Below are 17,157 nucleotides of genomic sequence, written 5' to 3'. Positions count from 1 at the left end.
ATTTAACCGAAAAGTGCCACGCACCTTGTCGGCTTGCGTTCCGTCCTTAGTCTTGGAACAGCGAAGGGCGGAAGTCGTATGGAAAAGTGTGCGCATTATACGGAGGTTTGACCTGATTTAACGGACATCGGTAAAGTCGGAACTTGATGATCCTAATGTGGCAAAGTGAAGGCTGAACAGGAAAGAAGATGTGGGCTTGCCGTCCTGACGATACAAGTTTGTGTCGTTACGTTCATAAATGAATTCGTACCAGATGCAATCGTTCCGGTAGATGAGGCTGACCGTCGACCGGCGCCACGCGCCCTGGATCAAGTCGCGGTCGAGACGGGCCGACACGCCCCAGTTGTCGGTGAAGAAGTGGCGCCCGTAAATCTGCATATTGCGGTAATTGTCGCCGAACCGCACCAGCTTGTTGTTGATCACGAGGGGCGTGGCCAACAGGTCATTGAAAATATAGCGCACCGTACCGACCGTCTGGCTGGTCTTGACGCTGAGGCCGAATTCTCCTTGCGACAAACGTGTCGTTTCACTGTCGAGACGCAGTCGGGTGTAGCCGTATAGCCCCTTGCCGCTATCGAAACTGCCGTCGACGATCCAGTCGGAGTTCTGCCGGCCTATACCCGTCGGGTCGTAGGTATAGGTCGTGCCCGAATGGGTAAGGGTGCGCAGGTATTGGGTCTCCGGCTTGTCGCGCAGTGTCCGGCCGATCAGGGAGTCGAAGTGCCAGCCGCTGGCCAGAATGAACTGGGTGCGGACACCGAGATTGAGGCGGGCGCCGCCTTCATAGATATCGAAACCCGGCGACTTGTTGACCTGGAACAAGGTGGTGTCGTCGAAGGAGACCGATTGACTGTCTTCGTTCGGCAGGTAGGGACTGATCTGAGCGTCGGGAGATACGGCCAATTGTGCGATCGGCTCTACGATCGTCGTCAATCCGCCGCTCTTACGGTAAAGGGGATAGCTGACATTGAAGCCAGCGGTGCCGAGGTCGCGCGAGATATTGACGGAATCCCCGCGGGTGACGAGATCCGTCTCGTGGTAATAATCGTGGCGCAGATCGAGGAACGGTCCCCATTTGATCCCCCCCTTGGTCGTCATGTCGCCGGTATAGTTGAACCCGACACTGGCGCGCGCCGTATCGAACCCCAGCGTCGCGTCGATAGGCAGCGGCGCTGCCGCGGCATTAGGGAAGATGTCTGAGACGGACGAGGAGGGAAAGGCCTTGTGCTGCAAGCCAATTGCGTTGAGCGACAAGGTCATTTGTCCGCCAAGGATGCGCGACCGTGGTGACCAGTAGCCTTCGATCATCGGCGCAATAACCGGATAGAGGTCTGAATTGGCTGCCAGTGGCTGGAGACGTTCCGTATCCGTCGACAGGAAGCGCGGCTGCAGGCCTTGGAAGCTGGCCATGGTGACGGACAGGTAGGCGTTATCGACCTGGCGCGTAAGGTTGATCTGATTGATCAGTTGGCGCGAATCGACCGTGAGGTCGCCGACCTTTTTGAAAGGACTGTCGATATTGTAGCGTTCGAAGAAATTGGCGTAGTCGCCGCCGCCTTCATACGGGTCCTTGACGCTCTGGGCGGTGAAGCTCCAGCGCCACTTTTCGTTGATGTCGAAGGCGCCGTCAGCGAGGATATAGTCGCGCGTTTCCGACGGACCGATACGGTTGCCCTTGTTGTCGAAGAAGGACTCGTTAGTGAAACCGAAGCGGGCGTGCAGAATGCCGGAATAGAAATGCCGCGAATATTCCATATTCAGCAGCGGATTGACGCTGGCATTAAGCTGCGGACTGATCAGCAGTTCCTGGTATTTCGAGATCGACCAGAGATAAGGCTGCTCATAGGAAAAGCCGCGCTTCTTACCGAACGTAATCTTGGGCTGGAGGAAGCCCGAGGCGCGGTCGAGATCGGGATCGGGGGTCCACAGATAAGGGGTGTAGAAGATCGGGACGCCATGCAACTTGACCATGGCATCATGGTAATAGACCATGTGCTTGTCTTTGCGCTGGGTGATCTTGCTGGCCTCGATCGACCAGCTCGGGTCCTGGGTTTCACCCTTCTTCACGCACAGCTGGCATGGCGTGTAGATGACGTCGGTCAGTTCGTTGGTATCGGGATTGAGCTGCTCGACGCGGCGGGCGAAGATCTTGGCGTTGTCGGCGCCCAGTGAGGCGAAGTTATGGCTGACACCCGACTGCATGTTGTCGTCATAATTGATGCTGTCGGCAAATTGGACGCTGCCGTCGTCGCTGATCGTCTGGGTGTGGCCGCTGGCGTTGGTGACGCCGGTCGTCGAATTGTAACTGATCTGGTCGGCACGGATCGTCTTGCCCTTATAACGCATTTCGACATGGCCATAGGCCATGACGAGGTCGTCGTCGGTGCGTTCGATCTGGTCCGCTTCGATATAGGCGCCGCCGTCGACCAGGCCATCCTTGCCGATGGCGACTTTGGGGCGGCCGGTGCCCGACGTTGTAGCTGGCGCTGGCGCCGGCGCGGGAACCGAATCGCCGGTCGTAGCGACCTGAGCCATGGCCAGTTCAAAAGCCAGCTGCGTGGCTGTGCCGCTGGAAGGCGCGCCGCGCGTCTGGGCCACGGCCTGGCTGCCACCGGCGCCGACGGCCATGAGGGCGACGAGACCCGCACCCAGCTTGAGAGAACTACGCTTCATCATGGCCTTACAGTTTCAATCCCAACAGCAGTAACACGAAATCCGCCGGAATCCGCTAGAATCCGTCGTCTTTTCGTCCCCTTAGCCATCCTCAGTATATACAAGAAGTGTCATGGCGGACAACATGGCCAATACGGCCGGTGTCCATCCCGCCAAAAAGATCGGTATCACGTCAGCCTTGCCCATACTGTTGAACAATTGGTTGACGAAGAAAATGACGAAACCAAGGCTGATGCCCGATATGATAAGGCCGGTCAGTCCGCCAAGGCGCATCAGACGCAAACTGAACACAGCGCCCAAGGCCGTCATGGCGGCAAACATCAGCGGTGTCGACAGCAATTCGTGCAGTTTCAGTTCGTAGACGGCGCTCGAGAAGCCCGAGACCTTGTTCTGATAGATCAGGCCGGGCAGGCGCCAGAACGGCACGGACTGAGTCGATGCGTATTTCTTGAACGCCTTCTGCGGGTCGAGATTGGACGGCAGGGACAGAGTTTCGTAGGTTTGGGCCGTGGTGTCCAGCTTGTACTCGGTCGCGGCCTTGAGCTGCCACTTGCCAGGATAAAGGACAGCCTGGGCCGCGTCGACGCGATCGGCAAACTGCGGCGCGCCCGACTTATCGATATTGTAAACCCAGAAGGTAACGCCCTTGAGATGGCCGATCATCTTGCCGTCGCGGCCGGTGGCGCGGATGACAACCTGCTGATGGCCGTCGCCCTGGCGCAGATAGATGGCGCCACCAGCCGTCAGGGGCAGTCCGGGATCGAGGCGTTCGGCGACCTTGTCATAATTGTCCTTCAGCATCGAGGCCACCGGGTTGAAGACCATGATGGTGGCCAGGCCGAAGACAAACGCCAGGACGGTCGCCGGCATGACGAAGCGCCAGGCCGAGACTCCGGCGGCACGCATGGCGATCAGCTCGCTGCGGCGGTTGAGGTTGACGAAGGCGAACAGCGAACCGAAGAGGAAGGCGAAGGGCAGCAGGATCAGGATCGAACTCGGCGACTTCTGCAACAGCAGGCCCATGATCTGCATGCTGTTGAGATCCGCGCGTGAGGCGATATTTTTGGAGATGTCGACATAGTCGATAAGGAAGATCAGGCTGGCGACGACCAGAAGGGCCGAGGCAAACATCGAGATGCAGGTCTGAAGAATATAGGTTTCCAGCCGGCTTTTGCGCCAGGGATTAAGGTAGCTCAGGTACTTTTTAGCGGTTGCCCAGTCCATTTGCCGCTCCCTCACGTTAACGGCTGCAGGCCGCGCGTGCGGCCCAGCCCGTCGAACGCGCTGCCTGAACCGACATTTGTGATGGAGCGATGTCCACGGTCGGCTTTACGGATCAAGTACAGGCACACCAGTATGGGAATCAATGGCACGAGATATTGCAGGACGTTGACGATCATCATGCTTTGCGCCGCGGTCTGAACCACGACACCCATGATCCGAATGGCCGCGGCAACGGCCGCTGCGACTCCGATGCGGGCGGCATAGCCGTTCCGGCTGAAGYGGCCGCCCAGGACACTGACAAGCGCCAGCAGGACGAAGGCGATACAGAACAAGGGCCCGGACATGCGCGAATGCGCCTCGGCGATCAGCTTGCCTTCCGGCACCTGGGTTGGTCCCTTGACCTTATTGGGGAAGAAGAGCTCGTGCATGTAGTCGTCTCCCTCCTTGAACTGGAGGTAGTCGTCGCTCTGGAAATAGGGCGTAATGTCGACCTGGGTCTCGTCCCAGGTATAGTGGGCGACCTGGCCGTTGGCGTCGATCTGCTGGTTCGACCCCTGCCGCATGATCAGGATCGAACTGCCGTCGATCTTTTCGATGCGGCCTTCCTTGGCGGCATAGGTCATATCGTGGCCGGTATTGGACGGCGTGCGGATGAACAGTTGGCGCAGCAGGCCATTCTGGTCGATCTTCTGAACATAGATGGTCAGGCCGGTCGCCGAGGTCGAGAAATCGCCTTCCTTGATCAGGGTCGAGATCAGATCGTTCTTGATATTGAACAACTCGTGGCGCATGGCGCGCGCCGTAATCGGCTGCAGGAACAGGTTGGACGCCAGGCTGATCAAGGCGAAATAGACGCCGATACGGATGATCGGCGACGCCAGCTTCATCAGCGGTACGCCGCTGGCAAAGCAGGCGGTAAACTCATGTTCACCCTGCAGGCGCGTCAGAGCCACCAGGGTGCCGACAAAAATGGCTATGGGGAAGATCAGGCCGCCCAGCTGTGGCATCGAGAGCAGGGTGACCTTCATAAAGGTCCAGGCGCTTTGGCCGCGTTCGACGACCAGTTCGACATAGGTCAGCGATTGGCTCAGCAAGGCAATCGCCGTCAGGGCCGCCACGGCGCCAAGGACCGGAATGATCATTTGGCGAAAAATATAGCGGTCGAGTGTGCGCATTCTTTTGAGAAGCTCGGAGGTGCCTGACTTTGGGTCCTCTTTTGACCGCATATTCGGTTAATTACAAGCCAATGCGTCGCGGTGCACAAAAAAATCAGCGGGTTGTGGACTGACAAGGCTCTAAACGGCGGCATGCCGTTTGGCTAGGGCAAGCGCCCGCCCGAGCTTTTGCGAGGAGCCATGCGGCGTATGAGCTGAATCAGCGCTCACAAAAAAGTTGCAAAAAACACTTCTGCGGCTGGTGAAAAAAAGGCATAGACGCAGGCAGAATAGGTGGCGCGAAGACGCCGCCTGAAATGCCTTCCGGAGATTCGCCGATGACCATCGCTTCCCTGCAACTCAGCACCACAGCGGCTGCCAAGTCCTGCCTCGCCATTATCGTCGGCGAAGGCGAAGGCGAGGGCGGCGTACCCGCAGGTACCGATTCGGCGGCCGACATCACGGCGGCGCTCGCAGCGGTCGGGTTCAAGGGCGCGCGCGGCAAGGTTCAGGTCCTGCCGATCGCCAATGTCGCCGTCGTCGGCGGTGGCGACTTGACTAAGCTCGACGCCGCGGCCATGGAAACCATTGCCGCCAGTCTGTATCACGGCGTCAAGAGCGCCGGTTTCGACGCCGTCAGCCTCGACCTCAAGGGCCGCGATGCCGTCCTCGTAGCGCATGCCTATCTGGCTCTGCACCTGGCTTCCTATCGTTTCGACAAGTATTTCGGCACCGCCAAGATGGAGAAGGGGCCGGCGATCAAGCACATCACCGTGGTATGCGACGACGTGGCGGCTGCCGAAAAGGCGTTCAAGCCGTTGGCGGCGGTTCGCGACGGCGTCCTGTTCGCGCGTGACCTGGTGTCCGAACCGGCCAATGTCCTCTATCCGCAATCCTACGCCGATCGTGTCAAGGCGCTCGAATCGACCGGCATGAAGGTCGAGGTTCTGGGTATTGCCGAGATGGAAAAGCTGGGCATGCATTCTCTGCTCGGCGTCGGCCTAGGCAGCGATAAAGAATCGAGATTGGTCATCATGCAGTGGACGGGGGCAGCCGACAAAAAGGCGGCGCCGGTCGCCTTTGTCGGCAAGGGCGTGACCTTCGACACCGGCGGCATTTCGATCAAGCCGGCGGAAGGCATGGAAGACATGAAGTGGGACATGGGCGGTTCGGCCGCCGTTGTCGGCACCATGATCGCCCTGGCCACCCGCAAGGCCAAGGTCAACGCCATCGGCATTATCGGCCTGGTCGAAAACATGCCGGATGGCAAGGCCCAGCGTCCGGGCGACGTCGTCAAGGCCATGTCGGGGACGACGATCGAAGTCATCAATACCGACGCCGAGGGCCGCTTGGTCCTGGCCGACGCCCTGTGGTACTGCCAGCAGCGCTTCAAGCCGCAGTTCATGATCGACCTGGCGACCCTGACCGGTGCGATGATCATCGCGCTCGGCACCGACTTCGCCGGCGTTTTCAGCAATAATGACGAATTGGCGGACAGAATCGGAGAGGCGTCGAAGACGGTGTCTGAAAACACATGGCGCATGCCGCTACCGACGCAATACGAGAAGCAGATCGAGTCGAAGATTGCCGACATTCGCAATATCGGGGGCCGCCCGGGCGGATCGATCACCGCTGCCCTGTTCCTGCAGCGCTTCGTCAATAATGTGCCGTGGGCGCACATGGATATCGCCCCGACCGCATGGACCAGCGAGCAACGCATTCCGACCGTGCCGGAAGGCGCGACGGGCTTCGGTGTGCGCACATTGGATGCCTTGGTCGCCAAGTACTACGAGGGCTAAATCTTCGAGGTTAAGGTTAGCCGCGAATTAACAGATTGCGCAGATTTTTCAGACCTTTGCCGGCAATACTTGTCAATTTTGATCACTTCGGCGCGAGGTATCAAAAAAAGTCTGTGCAATCCGTGTAATCTGTGGATTCCTTTTATTTCGCCTCTCAGGATAGTCCAGGCTTGCCCGAAATTTTCTTTTATCATCTCGAAAAGACACCCCTTCAGCAGGCTTTGCCGGAATTGCTGGAAAAGGTCGTGCAGCGCGGATGGCGGGCCTATGTCCACGGTCACGAGGATGACAAGATTGAAGCCTTGAATGCCCACCTGTGGGCCTACCGCCCCGACTCGTTTCTGGCCCACGGCCTGGAGGGAGACGACCTGGCGGTGCGGCAACCGGTTCTCCTGGGGACATCGGGCGACATGGTCAACATACCGCAATGCTACTTGTCGGTGTCTCCGGTTGGCATGCCCGATGTGTCGGCGACGGAACGGTGTCTGATCGTTTTCGAAGGCGATGACGACGAGCATCTCGGTTGGGCGCGGGCCACATGGAAAAAGCTGAAAGGCGAGGGGGCGACCCTGGCCTATTGGAAGCAGAACGAGATGGGACGTTGGGAGAGAGCGCAATGAAGCGGATATTGATTTTTGGCTTTGCGATCGTCGCCCTGGCCGGATGTTCTTCGACGCCGGATGATGTCGTGCAGCCCGCGCCGCGCGCCCAGCCGGGACCGGCCATGCAGACCCCGGTCTATCGGCCTCCGGTCGAACGGCCGCCGGCGCCGGCGCCCCAGGCTGAATATAAACCCATGGCTGATGACCAGTGCGGGGCGGCGGCCTTGCAATACCTGGTCGGCAAACCGCGCACCGACATTCCCGTACCGCTCGACCCGGGTTCCAGACGCGTCGTCTGCTCGTCGTGCATCGTCACGCAGGAATATCGCGCCGACCGCCAGACGATTACGTTCGACTCGGATACAGGCCTAATCAGTTCAGTGAAATGCGGATAGAACTGGCGTTTTTGAGACAGCAACCCTAACGTGAAGGGGCGAGACTTGATTCGCTACTCAAGTCAGGATGGAAGCATGACGAAGCGGATGATTTCACACGGACGGCCGGCTCAGGTTCTGCTGATCGACGACAATCGTGGCGATGCCCTGCTTGCGGCGCATGCCTTCAAGGCGGCAATCTTCGAAACCGAGCTATTGCACGCCGCGACCGGCGAAGCCGCCATGAAACTATTCGGCGAAGGGCTCGTACCGGATCTTGTTTTACTTGACCTGCAATTGCCGCAAATGAGCGGCATGGATGTCCTTGTCGCAATCAAGTCGGACGACCGATTGAAGCACATTCCTGTTATCGTCTTGTCCAACTCTGGTGACGGTCATAATGTAACACGTTGTTACCGGCATCATGCCAGCGCCTACGTTATCAAACCGCACGATCTGGCGAAGTATCGCGACACTATCGCCTTGATCGAACAGTTCTTTTTCGTTTTGGCAAGCTTGCCAACGGCATACGATCTGGGCGGCCTATGAACAAGAAGCGGAGAGACGATATGCAGGGATGCCAGGATGTTGCCGTACCCGCGGCTGTTGTGAATCCGGAAGAAGATTTCCGCGATTTCGCCTATATCGTGTCGCACGACCTGGCCGGGCCGGTGCGGTCGATGGTCGGCTTTTCGCAGATATTGATGGAAAAAGCCGGCGCGATTACCGATGAAGAAGATCGGCTGCACCTTGAGCTGATTATCGAAAGCGGCCAGAAGCTTGCCGAAATGATTCAGGGGCTGCTGGCGTTTTCGCGACTGAATACCGTGCCGCGGGCTCCGGCGGCCGTCGATCTCGAAATCATTGTGGCGCGCTGCAATATGGAATTGCAACCGATTATCGACGCGACCAAAGGCAAGCTGAGCTACCCGACCATGCCTGAAGTGATGGCGGATTCGAACCGCATGTTCACCCTGTTCTATACCCTTGTCGACAATGCCTTCAAATTTCACCGTGACGGCCTGGCGCCGGATGTCCGCATCTCGTTCACCGAGTTCCCCGACTGCTGGTGTTTCAGCGTCTCGGATAACGGCATCGGTATCGATCGCCTTTTCTATGACGATGTCTTCCGGCCTTTGCGCAAGCTTCACACCGACGAGGCCTATCCCGGCGCTGGCATGGGCCTGACCCTGGCGCGCAAGATTGTGGTGCAGGATGGCGGTAATATGTGGATCGAACCGTCCGACATGGGCGGCACCTCGGTCTACTTTACGCTTCTCAAGGTGCCGCTCACGTCGGTTTAGTTTTGGGGCCGCTTAACTCTCTGTCGACTCCGCCTCGGCCTTTTTGCCGCGTGATGGCTTGACCGCTTCCGGCACCAAATCGGCCTTATCGGCGACGATCATGGCCATCAGAGCATTGATCAGCGGATTGCTGCCGCCGGCATCGGCGCCCTGACCGCCACCGATGGCGATCTTCGGGACGATATCGACGCCCGACTTTTCCAGCGCCTCGGCAAAGCGTTCGGCGATCTGACGCGTCAGTTGGTACCTGGCGCCGCCGGAGGCTTCGACCTGTTTGCTGATCGCTTCGGCCTGAGCGAGACCGACCTTGGTTACGCGTTCGGCTTCAGCGGAGGCCAGGGCCACGACCTTCTTGGCTTCACCTTCACCCAGCAGGTGGGTACGGTCGGCTTCGGCCTGGGCCAGGGTGCGGGTCTGGTTGGCTTCCTGTTGCGAGCGCGCCAGATTGGCTTTGCCCTGGTTTTCCTGGACCTGAATCGACAGGGCCGACTCGGTGATCGCCGTCTGTTGCTTGGCTTGCGCCTCGGCTTCACGCAGCGAGCGTTCCTTCTGAGCGGCAATGACCTGACGCTCATAGGTGCCGACCTTTTCGTCGGCCAACTGGCGTTGACGCAGCTGATTCAGAATCTGTTCGATCTGGTCGTTGCCTTCGGCGGCGCGCGGGGTGCCGATGAGGACTTCTTGCAATTCCAGCGAATAGGCGGCGAATTTGTCCTTCATCTGGACGGCCGACGCCTGTTGGATCTCGCTACGGCCCTGCAAAAGCTCAATCAGGGTACGGGTTTGCGCGATGTTCTTGAAGTAGGCGCTGACCATCGGATCGAGGGTTTGTTCGACCAGCTTCTTGATGTCGCCGAAGCGTTGCACGACCAGGGGCGCCTTGCGGTAGTCGATATGGACGACGACCGACAGGGGCAGGATGGGCTCGAAGGCGTCCTTGGTGATCAGGGAGACTTCGGACAGGTTCTCATCGAACTTGTGCGGTCCGACATTGGACTGGTCCCACTTCAGGATGAAGTTGGTCGTCGGTACCAGCAGAATTTTACCGGCATAGGGGTTGAAGGCGTACTTGCCCGGCAGCAGGGGCTCGCTCCACACACCGCGGTTGCCGCGCGCCACCAACTCGCCGTGGCGATAATCGGCGCCGGAGGTATCGACACCCAGTTCGCCGGTATAGGAGACGACGACGCCGACATGGCCAACTTCGACGACGGTCTTGGCGACCTTTTCGACGGTGGCGAACAGGCGGTTGATGAAGTAGGAGCCTTCGACCAGGACCTGGAGTTGACGGCCGCGTTTACCGCCGGCCGACAAAAAGGCTTCCGGATCCTGGAAGTTGTTGTGGAAGGTCGCCAGATCCGATTGGTCGTTGCCGACGGTCGGCGCGATGATCTGATCCGACGGCATGGATGGGCCGTCATGCACGGTGACGACACCGATCGAGTCTTCACCGTCGCGAATGACGACGGCATTGAAGCCATCGCGCTCGGCGATGATGTCGTTCATTTCGTCGAACAGAACCTGGTCATTGCCTTCCAACTGGATGCCGTAGATGCGGTCATGGGCGATGATGACGAATTGCGCCAGGTTGATGGCGTAGGTGCCTTCGCGCAGGATCTTGCGCTGCGGGCCTTTCTGGCCACCGGATTCGAGGAACTGGCGCGTATCTTCGAACACTGTCGCTTCGACATTGCGCGCCAGGGTTTGCGTCGACTCAAGCGGCGCGCCGTCACGGGCGAAGACATAGCCGACCTGGCCCTGGGGAATGGTCACCAGGGGCTGGACGTGCAGGCGATATTGGAACGGGAAGAAGAAGTGAAAGCCGCCGCGCAGGACGCCGGGTTGGAAACCGGCCTGGCCTTTGAGCGCGATCAGGCCGCCGGCGATCGAGCCTTTGCCGCTCCACAGCTTTTCAACGATAGCGATGCGGTTATTGCCGACATAGCGGACGATACCGGACACGACGAACAAGACGAGCAGCACTAAAGCGCCGACGGCTAAAGCCGCCCACGGTAAGATGTCATAGGTAATCATGGTAAGCCCCCCCTTGGGGCCGTAAAGCATTGAACGCACACGATGCATGCGTAGGGGTTATTTTACGCGCCTGCGAGATGGACTTAAAGCGAAACACGACAGAGATCGCGAAAATGTGACAGCGGTGCTTGACACCCACTCATGGGGGGCRGGGCCTGCGGCCCCGCATACTTACTCTTATTCTTGTCCTGCCTTTGCCCTGTTTGGGGCGAAAGGCAGGACAAGATAAAAGAAGACGTGGGGTCGAGGACCTCACACCCCATGACTTGGAAGCTAAACTCCAGCCTCCGCCTTCGCATTCTCATACGTCTCGGCCGCGGTCATCCATTCGCCTTCCAGACGCACCATGTCGGCTTCAAGCTTGGACTTGTCCTTGCCGAGCGCGATCGACTTGGCCTGGTCCTTGTATAGCTCCGGATCGGCCAATTTCAGGTCCAGAAGCTTGATCTGGTTGCTGATCACTTCGATCTGCCGCTCCAGATCGTCGGCCTTCTTCTTCAACGGCGCGATGGCGTTACGTGCCGCCGCGGCCGCCTTGCGCGCTTCCTTGGAATTGACGCTTGGCCCTTTATCCTTGGTCTCGCCGGCTTCCTCACGCGTCGCTGTCTTCACCCGTTCGATGACCAGCTTGGCATAGTCTTCCATCGAACCGTTATAGGTCTTCACCGTGCCGTCATCGACCAGCCACAGCTTGTCCGCCACCATTTCGATCAAAGACCGGTCGTGGGTAATGATGAGCACGGCACCTTCGTAATCGTTCAAGGCGTCCAACAAAGCGCGACGGCTGTCGATATCCAGGTGGTTCGTCGGTTCGTCGAGGATCAACAGGTGCGGTGCTTCCATGGCCACCATGTTGAGCAGCAATCGCGCCCGCTCACCGCCGGACAAATCCTTACATTTGGTCTCCACCTTGGTCGCGCCCATGCCGAAACTGCCCAGGCGTGAGCGCCGCTTGGCTTCGGTCTCGTCCGGACGGGCACGGCGGATCATTTCCAACGGCGTGTCTTCCGGATCCATGGCTTCGATCTGATGCTGGTGGAACCAACCTACGGTCAGGCGGCGATCGCGCCACTGCACGCCATGCATCTCAGTCAGAGCGCCGGCCAGAAGCTTGGCGAAGGTCGATTTACCGGCGCCGTTGACACCCAAAACGCCAATACGATCATCGGTATCCAGGCGAATGTTCATGTGCCGCAGGATGGGCTTGCCATCGTAACCGACGCTGGCATCCTCCAGGCGCAGCACCGGCGGCGCCAGCTTCTTTTCGGGCGACGGAATGATAAACGGTGCAACGCGATCTTCCAGGGTGGCCGAAATCGGCGGCAGCTTTTCCAGGCGCTTCATGCGGGACTGTGCCTGGGCGGCTTTCGACGCCTTGGCGCGGAAACGATCAACGAACGCCTGCAGGTGAGCGCGTTCGGCCTCCTGTTTGACCTGATTGGCGGCATTGAGGCGGGCCTTTTCGGCGCGCAACCGTTCGAAGGAGTCGTAGCCGCCGGTATAGAGTTCCAGCTTCTGGGCGCCGACATGGACGATGGCGTCGACCGACTGGTTGAGCAGATCGCGGTCGTGGGAGATGATCAGCGCGGCATTGGGATAACGCTTCAGCCGCGCTTCCAGCCACAGGGCGCCTTCGAGATCGAGATAGTTGGTCGGCTCATCCAGCAGCAGCAGGTCGGCTTCGGCCAGCAGAGCGCCGGCCAGGGCCGCGCGCATACGCCAGCCGCCGGAGAAGTCGCTGATCGGCCGCGTCAGGTCGGAGGTCGAGAAACCGAGACCGCTGAGGATTTCGGCGGCTTTCGACGGAGCACGGTCTGCGCCGATAGCATAGAGGTCGTGGTGGATCTCCGCCTGGTGCATCGGATCGGCGGTTTCCAACGCCTTCAACAGATCGGCGCGCCGCACGTCGAGCGCCAGCACCTCATCGATCAGGTGGACGGGCGAGGCGGCGATTTCCTGGTCGACTGAAGCGACGCGCCACGACTTGGGCATCGAAATATCGCCGCCACCCGGTTGCAGTTCACCGAGGATCAGCTTGAACAGGGTCGATTTGCCGACGCCATTGAGCCCGACCAGACCGGCTTTCGTGCCCGGCGGCAGGCTCAGCGTAGCCCCGTCGAAGAAGCGGCGGCCATAGGCATCAAAGACCAGATTGGTGATCTGCAACATAACTCAGGAACTTTAAATTTACGGGGTTGGCGAATGCGTCGCGTGTCGCTATAAGCCGCCTCAACGCAAATGCAACATAAATTGGATTTTCTAATGTCCCGCACTTTCTCGATCATCAAGCCTGACGCGACCCGCCGCAACCTGACCGGCGCCATCAACGCCGTCATCGAAGCCGCCGGCCTGAGAATCGTCGCGCAACGCCGCGTCAAGCTGAGCCAGGCCCAGGCCGAGCAATTCTACGGCGTCCATAAGGAACGTCCGTTCTTCGGCGAACTGGTCGGTCAAATGACCGCCGAGCCGGTCGTTGTTCAGGTTCTGGAAGCCGACAACGCCGTGCCGAAGTATCGCGAAGTCATGGGCGCCACCAACCCGGCCAATGCCGATGAAGGCACGATCCGCAAGCTGTTCGCCCTGTCGATCGGTGAGAACTCGGTTCACGGTTCGGATTCGGACGAGAATGCCGCGATTGAAATCGCGCAGTTCTTCACGGAAGACCAGATCGTCGGTTAAGCGGCGAGGCGCCGCTGCCGAAACTGACGCTTGTCAACGCCGGGGCGAAAGCTCCGGCGTTTTTGCGTGCGGCCGATAAGCCTTTCTGCGCTTGTCAAATACTGAACCGGTTCTTCCCTGTCGCCACCCGCCCAGGTATGGCGTTGCGATCGAGCGTACCTTCCAGGGTGTAACGCAGGTCGACGTAAAAAGGCTTGTAGTCGAACCAGAAGGTATGACTCTCGACAAACTGATCGCCGGCCGGATAGGTGGGTTTCGCCGCCATCCACAGACCGGTCGCATCGACATTGATAGCTGATTCCGGTATGTAGTCCGGCAATCCCACCCGGCCGACACGCGGATGGGTGAAAAGCCGCTTGGCATTGGATACCTGTAAGACCGCATCGCCGGCATTTTGATAATTGGTCAAACGCGCGCTGCGGAGATAAAGGGCGACCGACATGCTGTCGCCGTTCGTGAACACCGTCGCCGGCGCATCGCCACTGACCAGGATCACCTGGTTGGCGCCCCAACTCTGGGTTTTCAGCGTCATATTGTGCTCGGCGTCATGGAACGCGTTGGCCAGGATATAGACGCCCATGGAGTGCGCGACGATATGAAGATTGACGTCGCAATCGGGTTGCTGGAGACTGACGAACGGCAGCATGACCTGGTTCACCAGCATGACGGCCGTCTTGCGCATCTTGCCGAGATCGTCGAGATATTCCAGTGTGACGCCGTCGGATGGCCAGTCAAAGGAAATGAACTGCCCCTGATACCCGGCCTCCGTCAATCTCGCCTGAATTTTCCGGTGAAAAGCCAATGAGTGATTGGCGCTGACATTATAACCGTGAACGATAAAGACGATGTCGCCGCTGGTGACCTTGGTCGTTCCGACCCGCAAGCTATCGATGATATCGAGCGCGTAACGTCTGACGCGTCCCTCATAACTGCCAGTCGTATAGCGTTCGTGCGCCGCCAGCGGCTCGGGGGCGTCATCGGGAACATCGAGAAAGCGAATATCGCCGACGTCCGAACCCAATGTTCCGTCCGTCTTCGGTTTACGGCATGTGACAAAATGCGAAATCATGGAAACCTCCCACAAGATAGCAATCTATTTGCAATCTCCCTGAGATTGCAAACTGCCGCATAAAAGAGTCAAATGAACAATCGTGTGATGAGACCTGCGGGGGTGGCGGTCAGCGGCTCGTCAATTCCTTTAACAAGGTTTGGTCGTTGTAAACCTTGTCCAACGCCACCGTCACCGCCGCCGTCGACACGACGATCGTGCGGTTCAAGGCGGCGTCATAGGCAAAATCTCCGCCAATGCTGTAGATATTGCCGTCGAAAGCCGCACCGATGACTTCTCCTTTGGCATTGACCACCGGCGATCCAGAATTGCCGCCGGTAATGTCATTGGTCGTCGTGTAATCGAAGACCGTGTTCTCGTCGAACTTTCCTTCGGCTTCGGCGAAATGCTTGGCCAAAACGTAAGGCTGTTGCCCGGTCGCACGGGCATATAGCCCCTTGAAATCGGTAAAAGGATCGACTGTCTCTCCGTCGTGCGTCCAGCCCGCGACCTTGCCGTAGGATAGCCGCAGCGTAAATGTCGCGTCGGGATAGGTCTGTGTCCCGTAAACGGCAAACCGCGCCCGGGCGATCTTTTCAGAGGCGATACGTGCGGGACCGGTAACCTTGGCCTCGAACTGCGAGCGCTTGGCGCGTGCTTCGGCGTCGACCTTCAACGCATATTGGATCATCGGGTCGTTCGACGCCTGGACGGCGTCCCACCCGCCATCCCACAAGGCCTGACGCACCTTCCGGTCATCGATATGCGTGTTGTCGACCAGAAACTTCGACAGGACTTCAGGTGATGTTCTGCCCAGCAAGATTCGAGTTTCCGGAGCGTCCGCGCTCAGATATTCCCGCGCCTTGGACAATCGCGTTTCCAGAACCAGCTGCTCGCGCGGTTTGTAGATCGGCGCCGACGCCAGCAAGTCATCCTTCATCGCCTCCAGGCGTGAATCGGCGAATTCCGGTAAACGCTCGGCCGACGGCTTGCGGCGCTCATCGGCGGCCCGAACCAGCAGGCGCGCCTTGTAGAACAGTTCGGACGCATTCAGCGCCGGTTCCATAAAATAGTAATGCGTATAGATGGCTCGGTAGTCGGATTGGACCGCGGCCATATCGGCCCACGGATCGCCGATCTCAGCTTTCAGTTCGGCCGGAATTCCGGCCTTCAGATCGTCCTCGGCCGCTGCCTTGGCGGCAATCAGCTTCGGATCGGTGAGGGCCAGTTGTTGGCCGTAAAAGACCTTGAAGCCGTTTTCGAGCCCGAACAATAGATCCGCCGCGTTGCGCCGGTTGTCTTCGCTTTCTTCGGAAAAGCGGATCAACCGGCCGCGCAGCTCCGACAAGGTGATCAAGCGCAGCGGCAGGACGACGTCGCGCTGGGTCTCGAGTTCCGCGGATGTCTGCAGGCGATGGGTCATGCCGGGATTGCCGGCAACGAAAGTCGGATCGCCTTCGGCGGGCGCGGCCGCGTTCCATGTGAGATAGTCAGGCGTCTTCACCGGCTTGCCGTTTTCGTACAGACGCAAGAAACCGCAATCCAGGCCATAGCGCGGGAAATTGAAATTGTCGGGGTCGCCACCGAAAAAAGCGGCCTGAAATTCCGGAGCAAAAACAAGGCGCACGTCGGAATACTTACGGTACTTGTACAGCTTGTACTGCCCGCCCTGATACAGGGTGACGACCTGGCAATGCCGTTTCACGTCCTGGCCGCAGGCAGATTTTTCGATCTCGGTTTGTCGGGCGTTCAGCGCCTTGATGAAGGCGTCGCCGGTCAGACCGGCCGTAGCCGCGTTAACGTCCTTGGTGACGTCGGTGATGCCGGTCAGGATCTCGGCGGCTAGGCCCGGACAGGCTTTTTCGTCTGCCTTCGTCGCCGCCATATAGCCATTGGCGACATAGTCGTGGTCGGCCGCTGACAGGTTTTGCGCGCAGTCGACAACACAGTGATGGTTGGTGAAAACGAGGCCGTTCGGCGAGACAACCGAGGCCGAACAGCCGACGCTCAGACGCACCGCGGCATGTTGCAGGTGGTCGAGCCAAGCCTGGTCGAGGTGCAGACCGTAATCCTGGTTGATCTTAGCCAGGGGTGCATTGTCGAAGGTCCACATGCCTTCGTCGGCCGCGGCCGGCTGCGCCCAGAACGATAGGGCCCAGAACGACAGGGCAAAGGCCGCACCGCCGGCCAGGACAGGTTTCAAGGAACGCATGGCATTACCAACTATCTTTATAGCCGTATCCTATGACCCAGCGAGTAACCTGTA

The 17,157-nt window shown here is 59.0% G+C and carries 13 protein-coding genes; 6 read left to right on the top strand and 7 right to left on the bottom strand.

Annotated features, from left to right (window positions below; genetic code table 11):
* Positions 1–117: 117 nt before the first annotated feature.
* The 3 genes from AC1DX3_RS02095 to AC1DX3_RS02085 form a co-directional block, all read right to left on the bottom strand.
* A complete protein-coding gene (locus AC1DX3_RS02095; protein WP_476987569.1) occupies positions 118–2,673 on the bottom strand; it encodes an LPS-assembly protein LptD in 2,556 nt (851 codons plus the stop codon).
* An 81-nt stretch (positions 2,674–2,754) separates the two neighbouring features.
* Positions 2,755–3,897, bottom strand: a complete 1,143-nt coding sequence (locus AC1DX3_RS02090; protein ID WP_476987568.1) for an LptF/LptG family permease — start codon at positions 3,895–3,897, stop codon at positions 2,755–2,757.
* 11 nt (positions 3,898–3,908) lie between these two features.
* Positions 3,909–5,072 (bottom strand): LptF/LptG family permease, encoded by a 1,164-nt coding sequence (locus tag AC1DX3_RS02085; RefSeq protein ID WP_476987567.1) that lies wholly within the window; start codon positions 5,070–5,072, stop codon positions 3,909–3,911.
* A gap of 317 nt (positions 5,073–5,389) precedes the next feature.
* Between AC1DX3_RS02085 and AC1DX3_RS02080 the strand changes: the two genes are divergently transcribed.
* The 5 genes from AC1DX3_RS02080 (at position 5,390) to AC1DX3_RS02060 (ending at position 9,130) form a co-directional block, all read left to right on the top strand.
* A complete protein-coding gene (locus tag AC1DX3_RS02080; protein WP_476987566.1) occupies positions 5,390–6,850 on the top strand; it encodes a leucyl aminopeptidase in 1,461 nt (486 codons plus the stop codon).
* A gap of 170 nt (positions 6,851–7,020) precedes the next feature.
* Positions 7,021–7,470 carry a DNA polymerase III subunit chi gene (locus AC1DX3_RS02075; protein WP_476987565.1) on the top strand — a complete coding sequence of 150 codons (450 nt, stop codon included), beginning with the start codon at positions 7,021–7,023 and terminating at the stop codon, positions 7,468–7,470.
* Positions 7,467–7,847 (top strand): proteinase inhibitor i78, encoded by a 381-nt coding sequence (locus AC1DX3_RS02070; protein ID WP_476987564.1) that lies wholly within the window; start codon positions 7,467–7,469, stop codon positions 7,845–7,847. The genes AC1DX3_RS02075 and AC1DX3_RS02070 overlap by 4 nt, the downstream gene beginning before the upstream one ends.
* 75 nt (positions 7,848–7,922) lie before the next feature.
* Positions 7,923–8,375, top strand: a complete 453-nt coding sequence (locus AC1DX3_RS02065; RefSeq protein ID WP_476987563.1) for a response regulator — start codon at positions 7,923–7,925, stop codon at positions 8,373–8,375.
* Positions 8,376–8,395: 20 nt separating this feature from the next.
* Positions 8,396–9,130 (top strand): sensor histidine kinase, encoded by a 735-nt coding sequence (locus AC1DX3_RS02060; protein WP_476987562.1) that lies wholly within the window; start codon positions 8,396–8,398, stop codon positions 9,128–9,130.
* Positions 9,131–9,142: 12 nt separating this feature from the next.
* Here AC1DX3_RS02060 and AC1DX3_RS02055 read toward each other — a convergent pair whose 3' ends face one another.
* Both AC1DX3_RS02055 and AC1DX3_RS02050 read right to left on the bottom strand, forming a co-directional pair.
* Positions 9,143–11,164, bottom strand: coding sequence for an SPFH domain-containing protein (locus AC1DX3_RS02055; RefSeq protein ID WP_476987561.1), 2,022 nt, complete (start codon positions 11,162–11,164; stop codon positions 9,143–9,145).
* A 273-nt stretch (positions 11,165–11,437) separates the two neighbouring features.
* Positions 11,438–13,333 (bottom strand): ABC-F family ATP-binding cassette domain-containing protein, encoded by a 1,896-nt coding sequence (locus tag AC1DX3_RS02050; protein ID WP_476987560.1) that lies wholly within the window; start codon positions 13,331–13,333, stop codon positions 11,438–11,440.
* 69 nt (positions 13,334–13,402) lie between these two features.
* On the opposite strand from AC1DX3_RS02050, the gene ndk reads away from it, so the two are divergent.
* Positions 13,403–13,843, top strand: coding sequence for a nucleoside-diphosphate kinase (gene ndk / locus AC1DX3_RS02045; protein ID WP_476987559.1), 441 nt, complete (start codon positions 13,403–13,405; stop codon positions 13,841–13,843).
* A gap of 94 nt (positions 13,844–13,937) precedes the next feature.
* On the opposite strand, the gene AC1DX3_RS02040 is transcribed toward ndk, so the two are convergent.
* Together AC1DX3_RS02040 and AC1DX3_RS02035 are read right to left on the bottom strand one after the other, a co-directional pair.
* Positions 13,938–14,912 (bottom strand): alpha/beta hydrolase, encoded by a 975-nt coding sequence (locus AC1DX3_RS02040; protein WP_476987558.1) that lies wholly within the window; start codon positions 14,910–14,912, stop codon positions 13,938–13,940.
* 109 nt (positions 14,913–15,021) lie between these two features.
* On the bottom strand, positions 15,022–17,103 hold the full coding sequence (locus tag AC1DX3_RS02035) for a S46 family peptidase (RefSeq protein WP_476987557.1): 2,082 nt from the start codon (positions 17,101–17,103) through the stop codon (positions 15,022–15,024).
* Positions 17,104–17,157: the final 54 nt, after the last annotated feature.

This window comes from Asticcacaulis sp. P2_B1 (assembly GCF_056404915.1).
Note: the sequence above shows the minus strand (reverse complement) of the source record. Positions and strands in the feature narration are given on the sequence as shown.